General features: G+C 58.7%; 15 protein-coding genes. 12 read left to right on the forward strand and 3 right to left on the reverse strand.

Features of this window, described 5'->3' with window-relative positions:
• Positions 1-72: 72 nt before the first annotated feature.
• Genes IPK17_RS34965 through IPK17_RS35020 form a run of 12 tightly spaced genes read left to right on the forward strand, consistent with a single transcriptional unit; the run spans position 73 to position 12,021 of the window.
• Positions 73-945, forward strand: coding sequence for an ABC transporter permease (locus tag IPK17_RS34965; RefSeq protein WP_343422349.1), 873 nt, complete (start codon positions 73-75; stop codon positions 943-945).
• A gap of 19 nt (positions 946-964) precedes the next feature.
• Positions 965-1,768 (forward strand): ABC transporter permease, encoded by an 804-nt coding sequence (locus IPK17_RS34970; RefSeq protein WP_343422350.1) that lies wholly within the window; start codon positions 965-967, stop codon positions 1,766-1,768.
• Positions 1,765-2,808: an ABC transporter ATP-binding protein gene (locus tag IPK17_RS34975; protein WP_343422351.1), complete on the forward strand. Its 1,044-nt coding sequence runs from the start codon at positions 1,765-1,767 to the stop codon at positions 2,806-2,808. The genes IPK17_RS34970 and IPK17_RS34975 overlap by 4 nt, the downstream gene beginning before the upstream one ends.
• 47 nt (positions 2,809-2,855) lie before the next feature.
• Positions 2,856-3,944, forward strand: coding sequence for a nucleoside hydrolase (locus tag IPK17_RS34980; protein ID WP_343422352.1), 1,089 nt, complete (start codon positions 2,856-2,858; stop codon positions 3,942-3,944).
• A complete protein-coding gene (locus IPK17_RS34985; RefSeq protein WP_343422353.1) occupies positions 3,941-4,708 on the forward strand; it encodes a phosphorylase family protein in 768 nt (255 codons plus the stop codon). The genes IPK17_RS34980 and IPK17_RS34985 overlap by 4 nt, the downstream gene beginning before the upstream one ends.
• A gap of 18 nt (positions 4,709-4,726) precedes the next feature.
• Positions 4,727-6,244 (forward strand): aldehyde dehydrogenase family protein, encoded by a 1,518-nt coding sequence (locus IPK17_RS34990; RefSeq protein ID WP_343422354.1) that lies wholly within the window; start codon positions 4,727-4,729, stop codon positions 6,242-6,244.
• Between the two features lie 2 nt (positions 6,245-6,246).
• The gene (locus tag IPK17_RS34995; RefSeq protein ID WP_343422355.1) at positions 6,247-7,230 is read left to right on the forward strand and encodes a tagatose 1,6-diphosphate aldolase; all 984 of its coding nucleotides are present in this window, start codon (positions 6,247-6,249) and stop codon (positions 7,228-7,230) included.
• The gene (locus IPK17_RS35000) at positions 7,227-8,429 is read left to right on the forward strand and encodes a thiolase C-terminal domain-containing protein (protein ID WP_343422356.1); all 1,203 of its coding nucleotides are present in this window, start codon (positions 7,227-7,229) and stop codon (positions 8,427-8,429) included. Before IPK17_RS34995 ends, IPK17_RS35000 begins: the two co-directional genes overlap by 4 nt.
• A 2-nt stretch (positions 8,430-8,431) precedes the next feature.
• On the forward strand, positions 8,432-8,944 hold the full coding sequence (locus tag IPK17_RS35005; RefSeq protein ID WP_343422357.1) for a Zn-ribbon domain-containing OB-fold protein: 513 nt from the start codon (positions 8,432-8,434) through the stop codon (positions 8,942-8,944).
• A 1-nt stretch (position 8,945) separates the two neighbouring features.
• Positions 8,946-9,959, forward strand: a complete 1,014-nt coding sequence (locus IPK17_RS35010; protein ID WP_343422358.1) for a dihydroxyacetone kinase subunit DhaK — start codon at positions 8,946-8,948, stop codon at positions 9,957-9,959.
• A 3-nt stretch (positions 9,960-9,962) separates the two neighbouring features.
• Complete coding sequence (dhaL, locus tag IPK17_RS35015; protein WP_343422359.1) at positions 9,963-10,604, forward strand: dihydroxyacetone kinase subunit DhaL; 642 nt, start codon at positions 9,963-9,965, stop codon at positions 10,602-10,604.
• Positions 10,591-12,021 (forward strand): L-fucose/L-arabinose isomerase family protein, encoded by a 1,431-nt coding sequence (locus IPK17_RS35020; RefSeq protein WP_343422360.1) that lies wholly within the window; start codon positions 10,591-10,593, stop codon positions 12,019-12,021. The genes dhaL and IPK17_RS35020 overlap by 14 nt, the downstream gene beginning before the upstream one ends.
• A gap of 603 nt (positions 12,022-12,624) precedes the next feature.
• Here IPK17_RS35020 and IPK17_RS35025 read toward each other — a convergent pair.
• From IPK17_RS35025 to IPK17_RS35035, 3 genes are read right to left on the reverse strand one after another with little or no spacing between them, the layout of a single operon-like run.
• Positions 12,625-13,656 carry a LacI family DNA-binding transcriptional regulator gene (locus IPK17_RS35025; protein ID WP_343422361.1) on the reverse strand — a complete coding sequence of 344 codons (1,032 nt, stop codon included), beginning with the start codon at positions 13,654-13,656 and terminating at the stop codon, positions 12,625-12,627.
• Positions 13,649-15,046 (reverse strand): glycoside hydrolase family 13 protein, encoded by a 1,398-nt coding sequence (locus IPK17_RS35030; protein WP_343422362.1) that lies wholly within the window; start codon positions 15,044-15,046, stop codon positions 13,649-13,651. The genes IPK17_RS35025 and IPK17_RS35030 overlap by 8 nt, the downstream gene beginning before the upstream one ends.
• Positions 15,043-15,801: a carbohydrate ABC transporter permease gene (locus IPK17_RS35035; RefSeq protein WP_343422599.1), complete on the reverse strand. Its 759-nt coding sequence runs from the start codon at positions 15,799-15,801 to the stop codon at positions 15,043-15,045. Before IPK17_RS35035 ends, IPK17_RS35030 begins: the two co-directional genes overlap by 4 nt.
• Positions 15,802-15,829 lie beyond the last annotated feature (28 nt).

Raw genomic sequence — 15,829 nt, forward strand, 5'->3', positions numbered from 1 at the left:
AACGTGCTATTGTCCGGGTAAGAGCGTGGCTCTTGCCCGGACGCGTGACCGCAAATCGATTCAGGAGCGTGTATGCGCTGGCTTACTTTGATGGAGAAACTACGCTCGCCGCTGATGGTTTTGCCCGCGGTGGGCACGATTCTCATCCTGTTTTTTGGCGGCTTGATTGTGGGTTTGCAGCAGAGCCTCGGTTACTTTCCGGCGATTGGCTCGTATGATGTGACACTTGGCTACTATCAGGATGTCCTCTCCGACCCGATTTCCTTTGAATCACTGTGGCAGACCTTCCGACTAGCGCTGCTCAGCACAGTCATGTCCTCAGTGCTGGCCATTGCGCTGGCGCTCGTGCTGCGCGATACGTTTAAGGGCAGCCGCTTCTTTACCTTTATGTTTCAGCTCTCGATCCCGATACCACATCTGGTTGCCGCAGCCGGGATTGTTTTACTCGTCACGCAGAGCGGTTTACTGGCTCGTGGTGCCTATGCCTTAGGATTAATCGCTGCGCCACGGGACTTTCCTGTCATGGTTTTCGACCGGGCGGGCATCGCCATCCAACTGACCTACTTATGGAAAGAAGTCCCCTTCATCGGTGTCGTCGTCCTCGCGGTCCTGCAGGGTATCGGCCCGCAGTATGAGGAGATTGCGCGCACCCTCGGCGCAAATGCGTGGCAGCGCTTTCGGTATGTGCTGCTGCCGCTGATTATGCCGGGCGTGTTGTCAACCTCGATTATTGTTTTTGCCTATGTTTTCTCAAGCTACGAAATTCCGCTGCTCCTTGGCGCGCGGTTCCCGACAACGCTCCCGGTGTTAGCGTTTCAGAATTATCAAGACCCGGATCTCGCGCTGCGGCCTCAGGCAATGGCGATGAGTATCATTTTGACCGTGATCGCTATCGTGCTGCTAATCGCTTACAAGCGACTGGCGAAATATACGGTCAATCGCTAAAGGAGCGCTGCCTTTCATTATGAAGAAAGCTCTGCGTTGGTTTGTTCTCATCGGCATTGTGGTGGTCAGCCTCGCGCCGATTCTGCCGCAGTTCGTGTGGTCATTCTCCCATCGCTGGCTGTTTCCCGCCTTGCTCCCCACGACGTGGAGCACCGAACCGTGGGAGTATGTGATGACGCCCACCTCGCGCGTGGGCGAGGGGTTTGCGAACAGTCTCGCCATTGCCGTGGTGGTCTCGATCTTCTCGATTCTGGTAGGGCTGCCGGCCGCGCGCGCTTTGGCGCTGCACGATTTTCGGGGTAAGTCGGCTGTGGAATGGCTGCTGATGGTACCGATCATTGTGCCGGGGATCGTGGCGACGATGGGCATCCATCAGGTGTTCATCCGCCTCAACCTCACCGACACCTTCATCGGCGTGTGTCTCGTCCACCTCATTCCCTGTATCCCCTACATGGTGCTGGTGATGTCGAGTGTTTTTGCCAACTATGGCACGGAATTAGAAGACACTGCTCGCACGCTCGGCGCGGGAAACTTCAATGTGGTGCGCTATGTGACACTGCCGGGCATTTTGCCGGGTCTGGTTGTGGCGACCATGTTCACCTTTTTGATTTCATGGGGGCAGTACATCACGACCGTGTTGATCGGCGGCGGCGTCATCATTACTCTGCCGATGGTGTTGTTCCCCTTCATCAGCGGTACGAACTACTCCACGGCTGCGGCTGTCAGCCTCATCTTCGTTGCGCCCGCAATTCTGGTTCTGATCCTCACCTCGCGCCAGCTTGGGCGTGAATCGTCCGTCATGGGAGGCTTTGGCAGGTTATGAGCACCGTAGTTCTGCGGGATTTGACGCGACGATTTGGGAATGTGACGGCCGTTGATCGGCTCAATCTGGAAATTGAGTCTGGCGAATTGGTCGCCTTTCTTGGCCCATCAGGCTGCGGGAAAACGACCACCCTCCGGATGATCACCGGGCTGCTGCTGCCCACCTCTGGAGATATTCTCTTTGACAATAAATCCATCATCACGATCCCAACGGAAAAGCGTGGCGCGGTGATGGTGTTCCAGAAGCATCTGCTCTTTCCGACGATGTCGGTGGGCCAAAATGTAGGCTTTGGGTTGAAGATGCAGGGCGTTGCGAAGCAAGAGATCGAGCGGCGGGTTGACGAAATGCTCGAACTGGTCAAACTGCCCGGTTTTGCCAAACGCCGCGCCCACGAGCTCTCTGGCGGGCAGCAGCAGCGGGTGGCGCTGGCGCGCGCGCTGGTCGTGCGTCCGAAAGTCCTGCTGCTTGACGAACCGCTCGCCAACCTTGATGCGAATCTGCGGCTGGAGATGCGCGAGCTCATTCGCAGCATTCAGCGCGAAATGGGCATCACTACCGTATTTGTGACGCATGATCAGGAAGAAGCCGTCATGCTGGCCGACCGCATCGCGTTGATGTTTGACGGCGTGCTGCAGCAGTACGATGTCCCTCATTCGTTCTATCAACGCCCGAAAAGTACGCGGGTCGCTCATTTCTTCCGCAACGACAACTTGCTGAAGGGAACACGCCGCGGTAACTACATCGAGACTCCGCTGGGCAGGTTGTCGGTTGACCCGCTGCATGTCGCTCAAGTTGAGGGTGACGTGTTGGTGACCGTCCGCCCGGAGGATGTCCAGTTGAAACCAAATTTAGCCGACAGCAACTGTATCGAAGCTAAGGTGCTGCTTCAGGTGTATATGGGAACCCACACCCAGATTCAGCTTGATGTTGCGGGCCATACATGGTTGGTGCACGGCCCGGCCGACTTACAAGTGCAGGTCGGGGAGACGATCCCGATCCAACTGCCGCAGGCGCGGATCTGGCTGCTGCCGAGTGCCTAAACACGACCGGAGTCAAGCGGTCGCGCTGCCTACAAAAAGGATTATTGATGACCATGCTGAAATTCCCACAGTTAACCGATGAAGCGATGCGCCGGAAGCTGGAACCGCCGACGGGACGCATCCGCTTATTGATCGATACGGACACGCACAACGAAATCGATGACCAGTTCGCGATTGCCTGGGCACTGCTGTCGCAGGATCGCTTTGATGTGGAAGGGGTATGCGCTGAACCCTATTCGTTCCAACATTTGCGCGACCGTACCAACGCCGCCTACAATCTCCTCAAGGTGAATCGGAGTGCGGTTCTGCCTCCAGAACTCGCCGCTTTTCGCCGCGTGGCGCTGAACCATCTGGCGCTCGGCAGCGATCCACATCAGCTACACTACGACACCCCCGAAGAAGGGGCAGAACTCAGCTATCAGGAAATTCTGACCGTTTACGAGAAGCTCAATGTCGATCCGACTGGCAAAGTCTTTCGCGGTTCGCCCGGTTATCTGACTTCGCTCGATGCCCCGATCCGCAGTGACTCGGCGGAATTCATCATCGAACGCGCGTTGGCCCAGGATGATCGCCCCCTGTACATCGCCGCGATTGCCTGCCTGACGAACATCGCTTCGGCGCTCATCATGGCCCCGGAGATCGCGTCACGCATCGTCGTATTGTGGACGTCGACCTACCCGTCATTCGTCAATCTCAGCCATGAGCCTTCGCTCAATCTCGTTCAGGACATTGTCGCCTCGCAGTTGATCTACGACAGCGGCGTGCCGCTGGTCTTCCTCCCCGGCTACTATGTGGGCGAACAGCTCAAACTCTCGCTGGCGGACATGGACACCTATGTTCGTGGCAAAGGCAAAATAGGCGATTATCTCTATCACTTATATACGCACAACCCCGTCCACACGCTGTTCGGCATCGGCGATCATTATGCCCGTACCTGGGTGATCTGGGATGTGATTAACATTGCATGGCTGCTGGAGCCGGATTGGGTGCCATCGCAGTTGGTCCGCGCGCCGCGCCTGACCGATGATCTCTACTGGGCGGCTGAACGCCACCCGCATCTGATGCGGGAAGCGTATGGCCTTGACCGCGATGCGATTTTCCGCGACTTCTTCCGCAAACTGGAACAAGCGCCGTGACCTCGTTCACGCCCATGTTTCGGTCGATTTTCGACATCGACGCGCCGGAATGGCTCGCGGCTATGAAGCTCGCGCCCGAAGACGTGCCCGATGTGGTCATCGTCGAGGGAAGCTGGTGGCGTCAGCAGCGCACTGACTGGCGGTTGAGCCGCCTGTCCGAAGTCCGCGAACTGGAATTCCCCGACATCTTCTGGGGACGCTGGCAGGACAAGAAGGTCGCTTTTTGCTGTGCTTATGGCGCGGCGCGCACCGTCGAAATCATTCACCTGTTTGGCGTGTTGGGGACGAAGCTAGCCGTGCAGATCGGAACGTGTGGTGGGCTGCAACCTTATCTCGCGCCCGGCGACATCATATTGCCCGATGTCGTGCTGTGCCGTGATGGGATTGCGCCGATGTACGGCGCGCATGATGCCGTTCGCGGTTCGGGTGAATGGATCGAACGAGCGGAGAAGAAGCTCCGTGAGCGTGGGCACAGTACCTATCGCGGGACGCATGTCACGTGGTCATCCCTGTTTACCGAAACGCCGCAAATGATGGAAGCGTGGCATCACGCGGGCATTCTCTCGGTCGAAATGGAGACGGCGACCACGTTCGCGGTGGCACGTTTCTTCAACATGGCGGCGGTCTCGATGGTCGTCGTGTGGGATGACTTGACGCGGGGTCGCCGATTTCTCGATCCGCTGCCTCCGGGCGGCCTAGAAGCTCTCAACCGGGGCAACGAGTCGATTTTTGAAGTCGCGTTAGCCCTCGCGGAACACCTGTAGCGTTTGAGGATATTTACCATGACACTCCCTGTGTTCCCAGAAACCTATATCGACCTCCTGCCCGAAGTGCGTGCCTTTCTCGGTGAGGAACTGAAACTGTATATCGGCGGACGGTGGGTTCCTGCTTTAAGCGGGGCAACCTTTGAGACGGTCGATCCTTCAACCGGACGTGTGTTGGCACGCGTGCCGTCCGCGCAGGCTGAGGATGTCGATGCGGCCGTCCGCGCCGCGCGCCAGACGTTCGACAGCGGTGCGTGGCATCTCAAGCTGACGGCGTCCGAGCGTGGGCGCTTGATCTGGCGGCTCGCTGATCTCATAGAAGCCCGCGCCCCGATCCTCGCTCAACTTGATGCACTCGACAACGGCAAACCGGTCAAGAAAGCGCAAACCGTCGATGTGCCGCTGTCCGCCGACCACTTTCGTTATTACGCGGGTTGGACGACCAAGATTGAAGGCGCGACCATCCCGGTCAGCACACCGGGCATGTTCAATTACACGGTACGCGAACCGATTGGCGTATGCGGGTTGATCGTGCCGTGGAATTATCCGCTGCTGATGGCGGCGTGGAAGATCGCCCCGGCGCTGGCGGCGGGCAACTGTATCATTCTCAAACCGGCCGAGCAAACCCCGTTGAGCGCGCTCTATCTGGCCCGCTTGTTTGAAGAGGCGGGTTTCCCACCGGGTGTGTTCAATGTGCTGACCGGATATGGCGAAACGGCGGGCGCAGCGCTCGTCGAACATCCGGGGGTCGACAAGATCGGCTTTACGGGCAGCGCCAGCGTCGCGCGGACGATCATTCGCAATTCTGCGAGCACTCTCAAGCGCGTGTCGCTTGAACTGGGCGGCAAAAGCCCGAACATCATCTTTGCGGACGCTGATCTGGAGCAGGCAGTCGTCGGCGCGACCTGGGCGAGCTTCGGCAACAATGGCCAGTCTTGCACCGCCGGGTCACGCCTGTACATCGAACGGCGCGTGTTTGATCGGGTCGTGGAAGGTATCGCTGACGAAGTGGCGAAAATCCGCGTCGGGATGGGAATGCAGGCCGAACAGCCCGATCTCGGTCCAGTGGTGAGTGGCGATCAGTTGAACACGGTCATGGGTTACATTCAGGACGGTTATGCCAGCGGCGCGCAGAGTGTGATTGGCGGGAAGCGCCTTGGCGGCGCGCTGGCAGACGGTTATTTCATCGAACCGACAGTCTTCGTCAACGTGCAGGACAGCCTGAAGATCGCCCGTGAGGAAATCTTCGGCCCGGTCGTGTGTGCGATGCCCTTTGATGATGCGGATGAAGTCCTGTGGCGCGCCAACGAAACGCCCTTTGGTTTGGCGGCGGGCTTGTGGACGCGCGACCTCGCAACCGCGCATCGCTTCGCTGCAAAACTCCGCGCGGGCACGATCTGGATCAATACATGGGGGGATACCGATGCGGCCTCGCCGTTTGGGGGCTACAAGCAGAGCGGTCACGGTCGGGAGATGGGCAAAGAAGCCATTGATCTCTACAGTGAGGTCAAGAGCGTGTGGCTGCGGGCGGACTAACGATGCGTGAACTGAGTATCGGCAAAATTCGGGGTTTGCAGCGGGTCAGCACGACGCACGGGCATTTCGTCATTCTGGCGCTCGATCATCATGATGCGCTGCGGCGCGCGCTGAATCCGAACGCGCCTCAAGCGGTGACGAACGCTGAGATGGTCGCCTTCAAGACGCAGGTCGTACGTGCGCTCGCGCCGGAGGCCAGCGGCGTGCTGCTCGACCCGATCTACGGTGCGGCGCAGGCGATAGCCGGGGATTGTCTGGGAGGCGCGGGCTTGCTGCTGGAACTGGAAAAGGCGGATTATGCGCTCCAGCCTTTGCCGCTCCTGAGCGAAATTCTGCCGACTTGGAGTGTATCCAAGATTAAGCGGATGGGAGCGGATGGCGTCAAGCTGTTCTACTACTACAACAGCGACGATGCGCTGCGTGCGCCGCAGCAGGACGCACTGCTGCACCGGGTGGCCGTCGATTGTGCGGCGCTTGATTTGCCGCTCTATGCTGAACCGATTCTCTACCCACTCGAAGACGAAGCAAGCGAGTTACAGCAAGCCCGCTTCACCGAGCGAGTTATCACCGCAGCGCAGCGCGTAGAGGGATTTGGCGCGGACATCCTCAAAATGGAATTTCCGCTTCATACCACCCAATGGGGTGATGCAATTGCCGCACGCGCTGCTTGTGCCGCGCTCACGGACGCGACAACCGTCCCCTGGGTGCTCTTGAGCGCCGGCGTCGAATTTGAGGTCTTCTGCGATCAACTGGCGCTGGCGTGTGCGAGTGGCGCATCCGGGGTAATCGGTGGGCGCGCGATCTGGGGTGAGGCGGCGCAGATCCGGGATGTGTCCGCACGGGAAACATGGTTGCAGACTACCGGGCGTGACCGCATGCGCCGCCTCGCGGCGTTGGTGCAAACGGGCGCACCGTGGATCGAGCGGCTCAAGCCTGCTCCCGTTTCCACCGCGTGGTATCAGCAGTACGGGGAGCTGTGCCCATGATCAAAACGGTACCTGTCGTCGCTGGTGTCGGTATGACGCGCTTTGCGTCGGATCGGCCAGACTGTAATCCGCGAGATTTACTCGCTGAGGCAGTTCTGGCGCTGCTCGTCGATACAGGCATGTTGCATTTACGTGCAGTACAGCATGGGTTGTGCAGCTACGAAAGCGACCATTTCAACAAACAAATGACGCTGGCGGCGATCCTCCACGATCAGATTGGACTGCTGCCGACGCCGACCGTCCGGGTCGAAGGCGGCGGCGCGACCGGCGCGCTCGCGCTGCGCACCGCGTGGGCCTACATCCAGAGCGGCCTGTGCGACTCGATTCTCGTCTACGGGTGTGAAACGAATGGGCGCGGCGTCTCGTCCCAGACGGCGAATCAACTGTTCGCGCTGTCGGCGGATTTCGACTGGGAAATGATGATCGGCGGGACGTACACCGGCTTTTACGCGGCGATGATGCGCGCGCACATGGACAAATACGGCACGACGCCCGAGCAGTTCGCACACGTCGCGGTACGCAATCGGCACAATGCGCAGTACAACCCGCTCGCACAGAAACCGATGGATATTTCGATTGCCGATGTGCTGAATTCACGCCCGGTGGCTGAACCCTATCGCCTGCTCGATTGCAGCCTTCTCAGTGATGGCGCGGCGGTCATGTTGCTGTCTACGGAAGCCTGGGCGCGTGAACACTGCCCACGGTTTGCGCAGCGTCCGGCGGTGCATTTTGCGGCGACTGGCTGCGGCACAGATACCATGCGGCTCGGCGACCGTTACCCGGACATTACGAATTTTCGCGCGAAACAGGCGGCGGCGCAGCAAGCGTATACTATGGCGAGTATCACCAATCCGCTTGACGACATTGATGTGGCGGAACTCTACGACAGCTACAGCGGGGTCGAGATTCAAGCGGTCGAAGACCTCGGCTTTGTGCCGCCGGGCGCTGGCGGTCGGAGTATCGCGAGTGGCCTGTTCGACCTGAGCGGCCAACTGCCAGTGAACACCAGCGGCGGACTCCTTGGACGCGGCGCGCCCGTCGGCGCAACAGGCATTGCTCAAGCGATCGAGATCGCCCAGCAGTTGTGGGGAGAAGTTGATCCCCGCCGACAGGTGGCGAATGCCCGGCGCGGCTTGACGGATACGCACGCGGGCATCGCGACGATCTCCGTAGTGAACATCTTCGAGCGACGGGATTAACTATGCCAATCGTGACCAGCAAGAAGGATGTGCAAACGCTGCCCGCCGCCACCGGAGATATCTGGGCGGAATTCCGGGAGATCGAGCGGCTTAACCTGTCGCTGACGCAAACGTATACGCATACGCTTGGCAAGTATTCCCGATTTTTCATTGAACTGGAAAATCGACGTCTGTTGGGTACGAGCTGTGCAAGCTGTGACCGCGTATATGCGCCGCCGCGTCCACTGTGCCCGCACTGTCTACAGCCGACCGTATGGATCGAACTCGCGGGAACCGGCGTCGTCAAGACGTTCTCTGTCCTGCATTTCTCTCCGGGCAGCAATGCGGATGTGGCCGCCCTTAAGCCGCCTTATGTATTCGCCTACATTCTCCTGGATGGCGCATCGACCTTGTTTCCTCATCTTTTGCGCTGCGCGCCGGAACACGTCGAACTGGGGATGCGCGTGCGGGTTGAGTTCACCGATCAGCCCGTTGAACATCCTATTCACCTGATGTGCTTTGTCCCCATGGAGTAACATGATGTCGGTTCGAAAAGCCAAATTGATCAATCAACGCGACACCATTCTGCAGGATATGCTGGCCGGTTTCGTGTCCGCATATTCTGAGATCGTGCGCTTGACAGACGATGGTCTCATTGTGCGCGCGCAGCCCAAAGCCGCAGGCAAAGTGGGCCTGGTGATCGGCAATGGTAGCGGTCACGAGCCAGCGATGATCGGGTTTGTCGGCGACGGCTTGTTCGATGTCAACATTCCGGGCGCGCTGTTCGCCGCCCCTGGTCCAGAACGGATCGTCGCGGGCATCAAAGCGGCGGATCGTGGGGCAGGGGTGTTGCTGTGCGTTTCGCATCACGCGGGTGACCTGATGAATGCTGAAATCGCGCTGGAACTGTGCCAGATGGAGGGCATCGACAAGGTCGAGATGGTTGTGCTGTACGATGACATCTCCAGCGCGCCAAAGGGCAGCGAACCGGAGCGCCGGGGCACCGCGGGCTTATTCTTCACGTGGAAGATGCTCGGCGCATTTGCCGAAACAGGCGCATCACTGGCGGAATGCAAGGCGCTGTCCGAACGGATTCGCGATAACACGCGTACGCTGGCAGTCGCGCTCAGCTCCTGCGCGAGCCCGATCACGGGTGAAGTGATGTTCGATCTGCCAGAAGGCGAAATGGAGATTGGCATGGGGGTGCATGGTGAAGTCGGCACGGGCCGACATAAGATCGCTAGCGCGGATACGACCATTGATTTGATGCTCCCACGCATCCTCGACGATTTGCCTTTTCGCGCGGGCGATGAAGTGCTGGTGCTGCTCAATAACAGCGGCAGCATGACCTTGATGGAACTTTACATCCTGCATGGTCGGGTCGCGGCACTCTTGAAAGAGGCGGGCATTCGGCACTACAAGTCGTGGATTGGCCCGTATGCGACGACTCAGGAAATGGCGGGTTTTGCGCTCTCTCTGTGCCGGGTCGATGATCAGTTGAAGCAGTTGTGGGACGCTCCAGCTAACGGTGCTTTCCTGAAAGGCGTTTAGCATATGACAGACGCATGGAACGGACGCGATTTCGTTCATTGGATTGAGCAGGTCGGCGCAGCGATGGAGGCGGCAAAAGCTGAACTTAACGCGCTGGATTCGGCATTGGGTGATGGTGACCACGGCGAGGCCTTGTCCGCCGCTTTTGTGGATGCAGCGCAAAAAGCGGCCGCTCTTGCCGATCCGACGCCGACCACGGTGCTGCAGGCGAGTGCCCAATCGCTGTTCAATCGGATGGGTGGGGCGTCCGGCGCACTGTATGGCACGTTCTTTCTGCGGATGAGTGCCGCGCTCAAGACGCGTGATGAGATTGCGCTGGCGGATTGGCACGAAGCGCTGACCGCTGGACTTGCCGGCGTACAAGCGCGAGGTGGCGCAGCGCCCGGTGATAAAACCATGGTCGATGCGCTCGCACCCGCCGTCGCCGCACTTGGTTCGGCGCAAACGCTGACCGAAGGCCTCGCAGCAGCGGCTTCGGCGGCGCAGGCGGGCGCGGAAGCGACTACTGGGATGGTGGCGAAGTTCGGGCGGGCGAAGTTCGCTGGTGAGCGGGCTATCGGACATGTGGACGCTGGGGCCCGATCTATCGCCATCCTCTTTCGTGTCCTCGACGAGTTTTGGGAGGGACAGCATGGCGAAGGCTAAACTGCGGGTTGGCTACGTCGGCACGTCGATTGCCAGTTATTTCGCGACCGAATACCACCAGCGTGAACGAGCAATTACAGGCTTAGAAGCCCTCGCCGAGGCTTGGGGCTTTGAGCTCGTCGCCATCGCGGACGAAATCATGTCGGTTGAGGCTGCCGAGCAAGCCGCCGAGCGGCTCCGGGCTGCGCACATCGACTTTCTGCTCGTGCAGACCGCTGGTTGCAGCATCGGTGAGCAAATTCTGCCCTTGGCGCGAGTCGTACCACGCATCGGCTTGTGGGCCACGCCTGAGCCACACCGCGATGGCGACATCAAGCTGCACTCGTTCGTCTCGATGAGCCACTTCGCGAGCATTCTGGTGCAAACGCTCGCCTCCGAGCACATCCCGTTCAAGTGGTTTTACGGGCATGTGGAAACAGAGGAGTTTCAGCGTCCGTTCGGCGTCACCGTCCGGGCTCTGGCGGCGGCTAAGAACATGGCGCAGGCGCGGATCGGCTGGTTCGGAGGTTTAGCACCGGGTTTCATCAATATGCGCTTCGATACCGAACGGCTGCGCGCAAAACTCGGCGTGGAGGTTGTTGCCCACGAACTCAGTGAGTTGATCGAGCGTGCCAAAGGTTACGATTCAGCTCCGGTCGCCCAAACCGCTCGGGAGATCTCCAGCGCCGCGCGCACCGTGCGCGTCTCCGAGTCCGCCGCATTTGATCGGGTAACCCGTCTGTATCTGGCGCTGCGTGACACTGCCCGAGAACAAGGGTATGACGCGCTGGCCGTGTCGTGCTGGTCAGAATTTCAGGAAGCGTACCGCATCGCCCCCTGTATGGCTTACAGTTGGATGGGTAGTGAAGATGGCATCGCCGTCTCGTGCGAAGGCGACGTCTACGGCGCGATCAGCATGTACTTGCTCAACCTGCTCACTGGGGCTCATGGATCGTCCACGCTCCTCGACATGGCCGTGATTGATACGATCAACCCGGCGGCGTTGATGTGGCACTGTGGAGTATCTCCGCGTCATTTCGCGAATAAAGATGGGATTCAATGGGTCGACCATGTGACGTTGGGGCGCAAGTCACCGAATGTCTACGGCGTCGCTGGTGATCAGGTCTTTGCCGCGAACCCCGCGACGATCAGCTATATCAGCCGCAGCGGTGATCAGCTTCTCGTCGTCGGCGCAGACATTGTCGAACGAGAAAACCCGGGATATGCGGGTACCCGCGGTTGGTTCACCAACTTCACGTTGAATCATGAGCCAACCAGTCTACACGATTTGGTGCATACGCTGACGAGCGGCGGCCATCCGCATCACTATGCGGTAGGCATTGGCAATGTCACGGGCGAACTTGTCGAATTTGCCTCGTGGACCGGGGTGCAGCGGATTGCGAAACGAACTTATACGGACTATCTGGAATTGCCGTAGGTGTAGGGTGCGAAAACCCTATCCGTTCCAACTCCTTGTCTTCCTCCTCGATACCGTACGCATTGTGCGGCAGTTTGTCTGGCAGTTGGGCGAGTCGAGTATACCGATGCGTTTCCTCATTCATGACCGGGATAGCAAATTCACAACCAGGTTTGATCAGTCTTTGTCTCAGACGGCATCGACATGTGCGGACGCCATTTCGAGCGCCAAGAGCGAATGCTATCGCTGAACGGTGGGTACGTTCAGTTCGTCAAGAATGTCTTGACCACCTGTTGATTTTGAATCAGTGGAATTCAGCCGTGTTCTCAAGGAGTACATCGATTATTACAATGCGTCTCGTCCTCATCAGGGACTCGATCAGCAAGTGCCTATTCCCAGACTACGTTCTCGACAAGGAGTCATCCGATGCCGCCATGTTCTTGGAGGAATCCTACATGACTACTATCGCGATGCTGCATGAATCTTCCCTCAGATGAGGTTTCTCCAATATAGTGGGTTTCTAGAGGTTGGATGAATTCCAATCCTCGTCGTTCGCCGTCGAAATGTCCACCGCCTCTCTTGCGCTTCGAGAGACCCCTGTTACATCCTCGCACATAAGGGATCTTACGACAGAGAAGCAACACTCCGCCGCTCAATCAGGCGTGTTGGCAGCACATGATCTTGAATTGGCGCTTCTCCAGCCATATGCCGACGCAGTAGTTCGGCGGCTAGGACGCCTTTTTCGTGGACAGGCTGGGTGACGGTTGTGAGGGGCGGGTGGAGCCAGCGCGCAATCGGCAAATCGTCGAAGCCCACAATCGAGAAGTGCTTGGGAACGGACAACCCATGCCGGATGGACGTTTCTAACAAACCCACGGCGAGGATATCGGCCATGGCGACAAATGCCGTGGGCAGACGCTGCTCCCGCAGCAGGTGGTCGAAAGCGTTTGCTCCGCCGGCCGCTGTACACGGGCACTCGACCAAGCGTACCCGTTCACCATTCAACGTGAGGCCAAACTCCGCCAGCGCACGTTGATAGCCGCGCATACGGTAACGGATGGTGCCGACATATTCGTCAAAGCGCCCGTGTTTGCCCGATTCAATCCCGAGAATCACGATGTCGCGGTGGCCCTGTTCAAGTACATGCCGCATTGCCGCATACGCCCCGGTTTCATCGTCAATGTTGACGCAGATCGCACCGGGATGCGGATCGCTGTCGACCATCACATAGGGGATTTCGCGCTGTTCCAGCAGGCGGATTGTCGATTTGTAGTGCTCCAGCCCAATGGTGAGAAAGCCGTCGACAACAGCAGCAGAAACGGCTTGACGCATGTTCCCGAGACGGGGCGATACTAGGACAATGTTTAGGCCGTGGGCATCGCACACCTGACCGATGCCTTGCAGGAGTTCCAACGTGTAGGGGTTGTTGAGAATCGTCTGAACGGGCTGCGGGAACAACAGACCAATGTTCCCGGTGCGATTGCTCGTCATGCTGCGCGCTATGGGATTCGGCACATAGCCGAGTTCTTCCGCCACCTTCAGAATACGCTGCACGGTGTCGGCAGGTAGGCGTTCCGGGGTGTTGAAGGCGAACGAGACGGTCGTCTTGCTGACGCCCGCCCCTTTCGCAATGTCGCTGATAGTTACTCTAGCCATCGGCGTTGCCGAATTCCGGGACGAGCACAAAAGCCGACTGCGCGGGGAGCGGTTCAAAGCGCAGGTGGCCGTTGGTCACCGGGAACACAGTATCCGAAAGTATATCACGCCAACGCGGCGCAGCGACGCCTTCGGGCACCGAGATGTCCAAGCACGGTTGGACGCCGCGTGGATTTGTGACCACCAAGACCACATCGTCGGCGGCACGGCGAGTATAGGCGAACACGCCGTTCCACAACTTGAGCGGCTCTACATGCAGGGAGCGCAGCGCCGGGTGCTCATGCCGCGCAGCCGTGAGTCGGGTGGTCGTCTGCCAAATTGCTGGATTCCAGCGGCGCTCATCCCAGACCATAGGACGACGGCAGTCCGGGTCATTGTCGCCCTCCATGCCGATCTCATCACCATAGTAGATCATGGGCGTCCCGGGCAGCGTCACCTGCAAGGTGATAGCGATCACCGCACGTTGCACATTCCGCCGACTCAGCGTGAGCAATCGTGGCGTGTCATGACTGCCGAGCAGGTTGAGGTGATAATAGGCACGGTCGCCATACTCGCGCAGCAGATAATCTACTTCGTAGGCAAAATCTTCAGCATCCATGTGATCGAATATAGCATAATCGAGGATATTTGCCCGCAGGCGATAGTTCATTACACCGTGGACACGCTGGCCGTCTAGCCAATCAGAGACACCGCGCCAGACTTCACTCACCAAATATGCATCTGGTTTGATTCCGAGCACGCGTTCGCGGACTTTCGGCCACAGTGCCATATCGGCTTTCCACGGCACATCCAGCCGCCAGCCGTCCGCGCCTTGTTCGATCCAGTAGGCCGCGACGTCTAGCAGATACTTTTGCACCTCTGGATTCGACGTATTCAGCTTGGGCAGGAACGGCGCCCCACCACAGGTCTGATAGTTCGGTGGATCGCTTTGAATAGGATGTCCGCCAATATAGAACCAGTCCCAATACGGCGACTGCCGCCCGTTGGCGATGACATTCTGAAACGCCCAGAAGCTGTCACCGCAGTGGTTGAAGACCGCATCCAGCACGAGGCGAATTCCCCGCCCATGCAGCGTCTGCACCAGTTCATGAAACGTATCGAGCGTTCCGAAGGCGGGGTCAATGCGTAGATAGTCGGTTGTATCGTATTTGTGATTGCTCAGCGCGGCGAAGATCGGTGTGGTGTAGAGCGCCGTCGCGCCGACCCGCGTCAGATGATCGGCGCGCGCGCTGATACCCGCCAGATCGCCGCCAAAGAAGTTTTCGCGCGTGGGTAGATCGCGCTCCCAATCCGCCACCCCCGGCGGGTCATTCGACGGGTCGCCATTCGCGAACCGCTCTGGAAAAATCTGATAAAACACCGCATCGCGTACCCACAAAGGTTCAGTCATTCTTTGACTCCAGACAGGGCAATGCTTTCAATGAACTGGCGCTGGCCGAGCAAGAATGCGATTACGGTGGGGATCGTAGCCGTCACCGTACCCGCCATCAGCAGCGTCCAATTCGTCGAATACCGCCCCTGAAACATCACCAGTCCCAACTGAATCGTGCGCATGTTGGGGTCATCGGTCACGATCAGCGGCCACAAAAAGTCGTTCCACGCGAAGAGAAAGGCGAAAATCGCCAGCGTCGCCAGCGCGGGACGCGAAAGCGGCAGAATGATACGCCACCACACGCCGAAATGCGATGCACCGTCGATGAAAGCCGCCTCGTCAAGGTCGCGCGGGATGCTCAGATAGAACTGCCGCAGTAAGAAGATGCCAAACGCGCTCACCATGCGCGGCACAATCAGCGCGAAAAACGAGTTCTTCCAACCCAGACTGAGCACGGTCAAATACGACGGGATGATGAGCACTTGAATCGGCAGCATCATTGTGCCGAGGATGAGCAGGAACAGCACTTCGCGACCGGGAAATTTGATCCGCGCGAAGGCATAGGCCGCCAGTGATGAAAACAACAGTTGGCCGAGTGTGATCCCTGCCGCCATGATCGCTGTATTCAAGTAGTAGCGCGCGAAGGGCGCGGCATTCCACGCATCGACGTAGTTCTGCCATTCGAACGTATTGGGAAACAAGTACGGCGGCGAATACGTCAGGCGGGCAGGTTTCAACGAGAGCGTAATCATCCACAGAAGCGGCGCGATCATCACAATGGCGCCGACGATCAAGAGCAGG

The organism is Candidatus Flexifilum breve, from assembly GCF_016713355.1.

Coding starts and splice junctions, on each gene's coding strand:
- IPK17_RS34965 (WP_343422349.1), top strand. CDS start 73: ATGCGCTGGCTTACTTTGATGGAGAAACTACGCTCGCCGCTGATGGTT.
- IPK17_RS34970 (WP_343422350.1), top strand. CDS start 965: ATGAAGAAAGCTCTGCGTTGGTTTGTTCTCATCGGCATTGTGGTGGTC.
- IPK17_RS34975 (WP_343422351.1), top strand. CDS start 1,765: ATGAGCACCGTAGTTCTGCGGGATTTGACGCGACGATTTGGGAATGTG.
- IPK17_RS34980 (WP_343422352.1), top strand. CDS start 2,856: ATGACCATGCTGAAATTCCCACAGTTAACCGATGAAGCGATGCGCCGG.
- IPK17_RS34990 (WP_343422354.1), top strand. CDS start 4,727: ATGACACTCCCTGTGTTCCCAGAAACCTATATCGACCTCCTGCCCGAA.
- IPK17_RS34995 (WP_343422355.1), top strand. CDS start 6,247: ATGCGTGAACTGAGTATCGGCAAAATTCGGGGTTTGCAGCGGGTCAGC.
- IPK17_RS35000 (WP_343422356.1), top strand. CDS start 7,227: ATGATCAAAACGGTACCTGTCGTCGCTGGTGTCGGTATGACGCGCTTT.
- IPK17_RS35005 (WP_343422357.1), top strand. CDS start 8,432: ATGCCAATCGTGACCAGCAAGAAGGATGTGCAAACGCTGCCCGCCGCC.
- IPK17_RS35010 (WP_343422358.1), top strand. CDS start 8,946: ATGATGTCGGTTCGAAAAGCCAAATTGATCAATCAACGCGACACCATT.
- dhaL (WP_343422359.1), top strand. CDS start 9,963: ATGACAGACGCATGGAACGGACGCGATTTCGTTCATTGGATTGAGCAG.
- IPK17_RS35020 (WP_343422360.1), top strand. CDS start 10,591: ATGGCGAAGGCTAAACTGCGGGTTGGCTACGTCGGCACGTCGATTGCC.
- IPK17_RS35025 (WP_343422361.1), bottom strand. CDS start 13,656: ATGGCTAGAGTAACTATCAGCGACATTGCGAAAGGGGCGGGCGTCAGC.
- IPK17_RS35030 (WP_343422362.1), bottom strand. CDS start 15,046: ATGACTGAACCTTTGTGGGTACGCGATGCGGTGTTTTATCAGATTTTT.
- IPK17_RS35035 (WP_343422599.1), bottom strand. CDS start 15,801: ATGATCGCGCCGCTTCTGTGGATGATTACGCTCTCGTTGAAACCTGCC.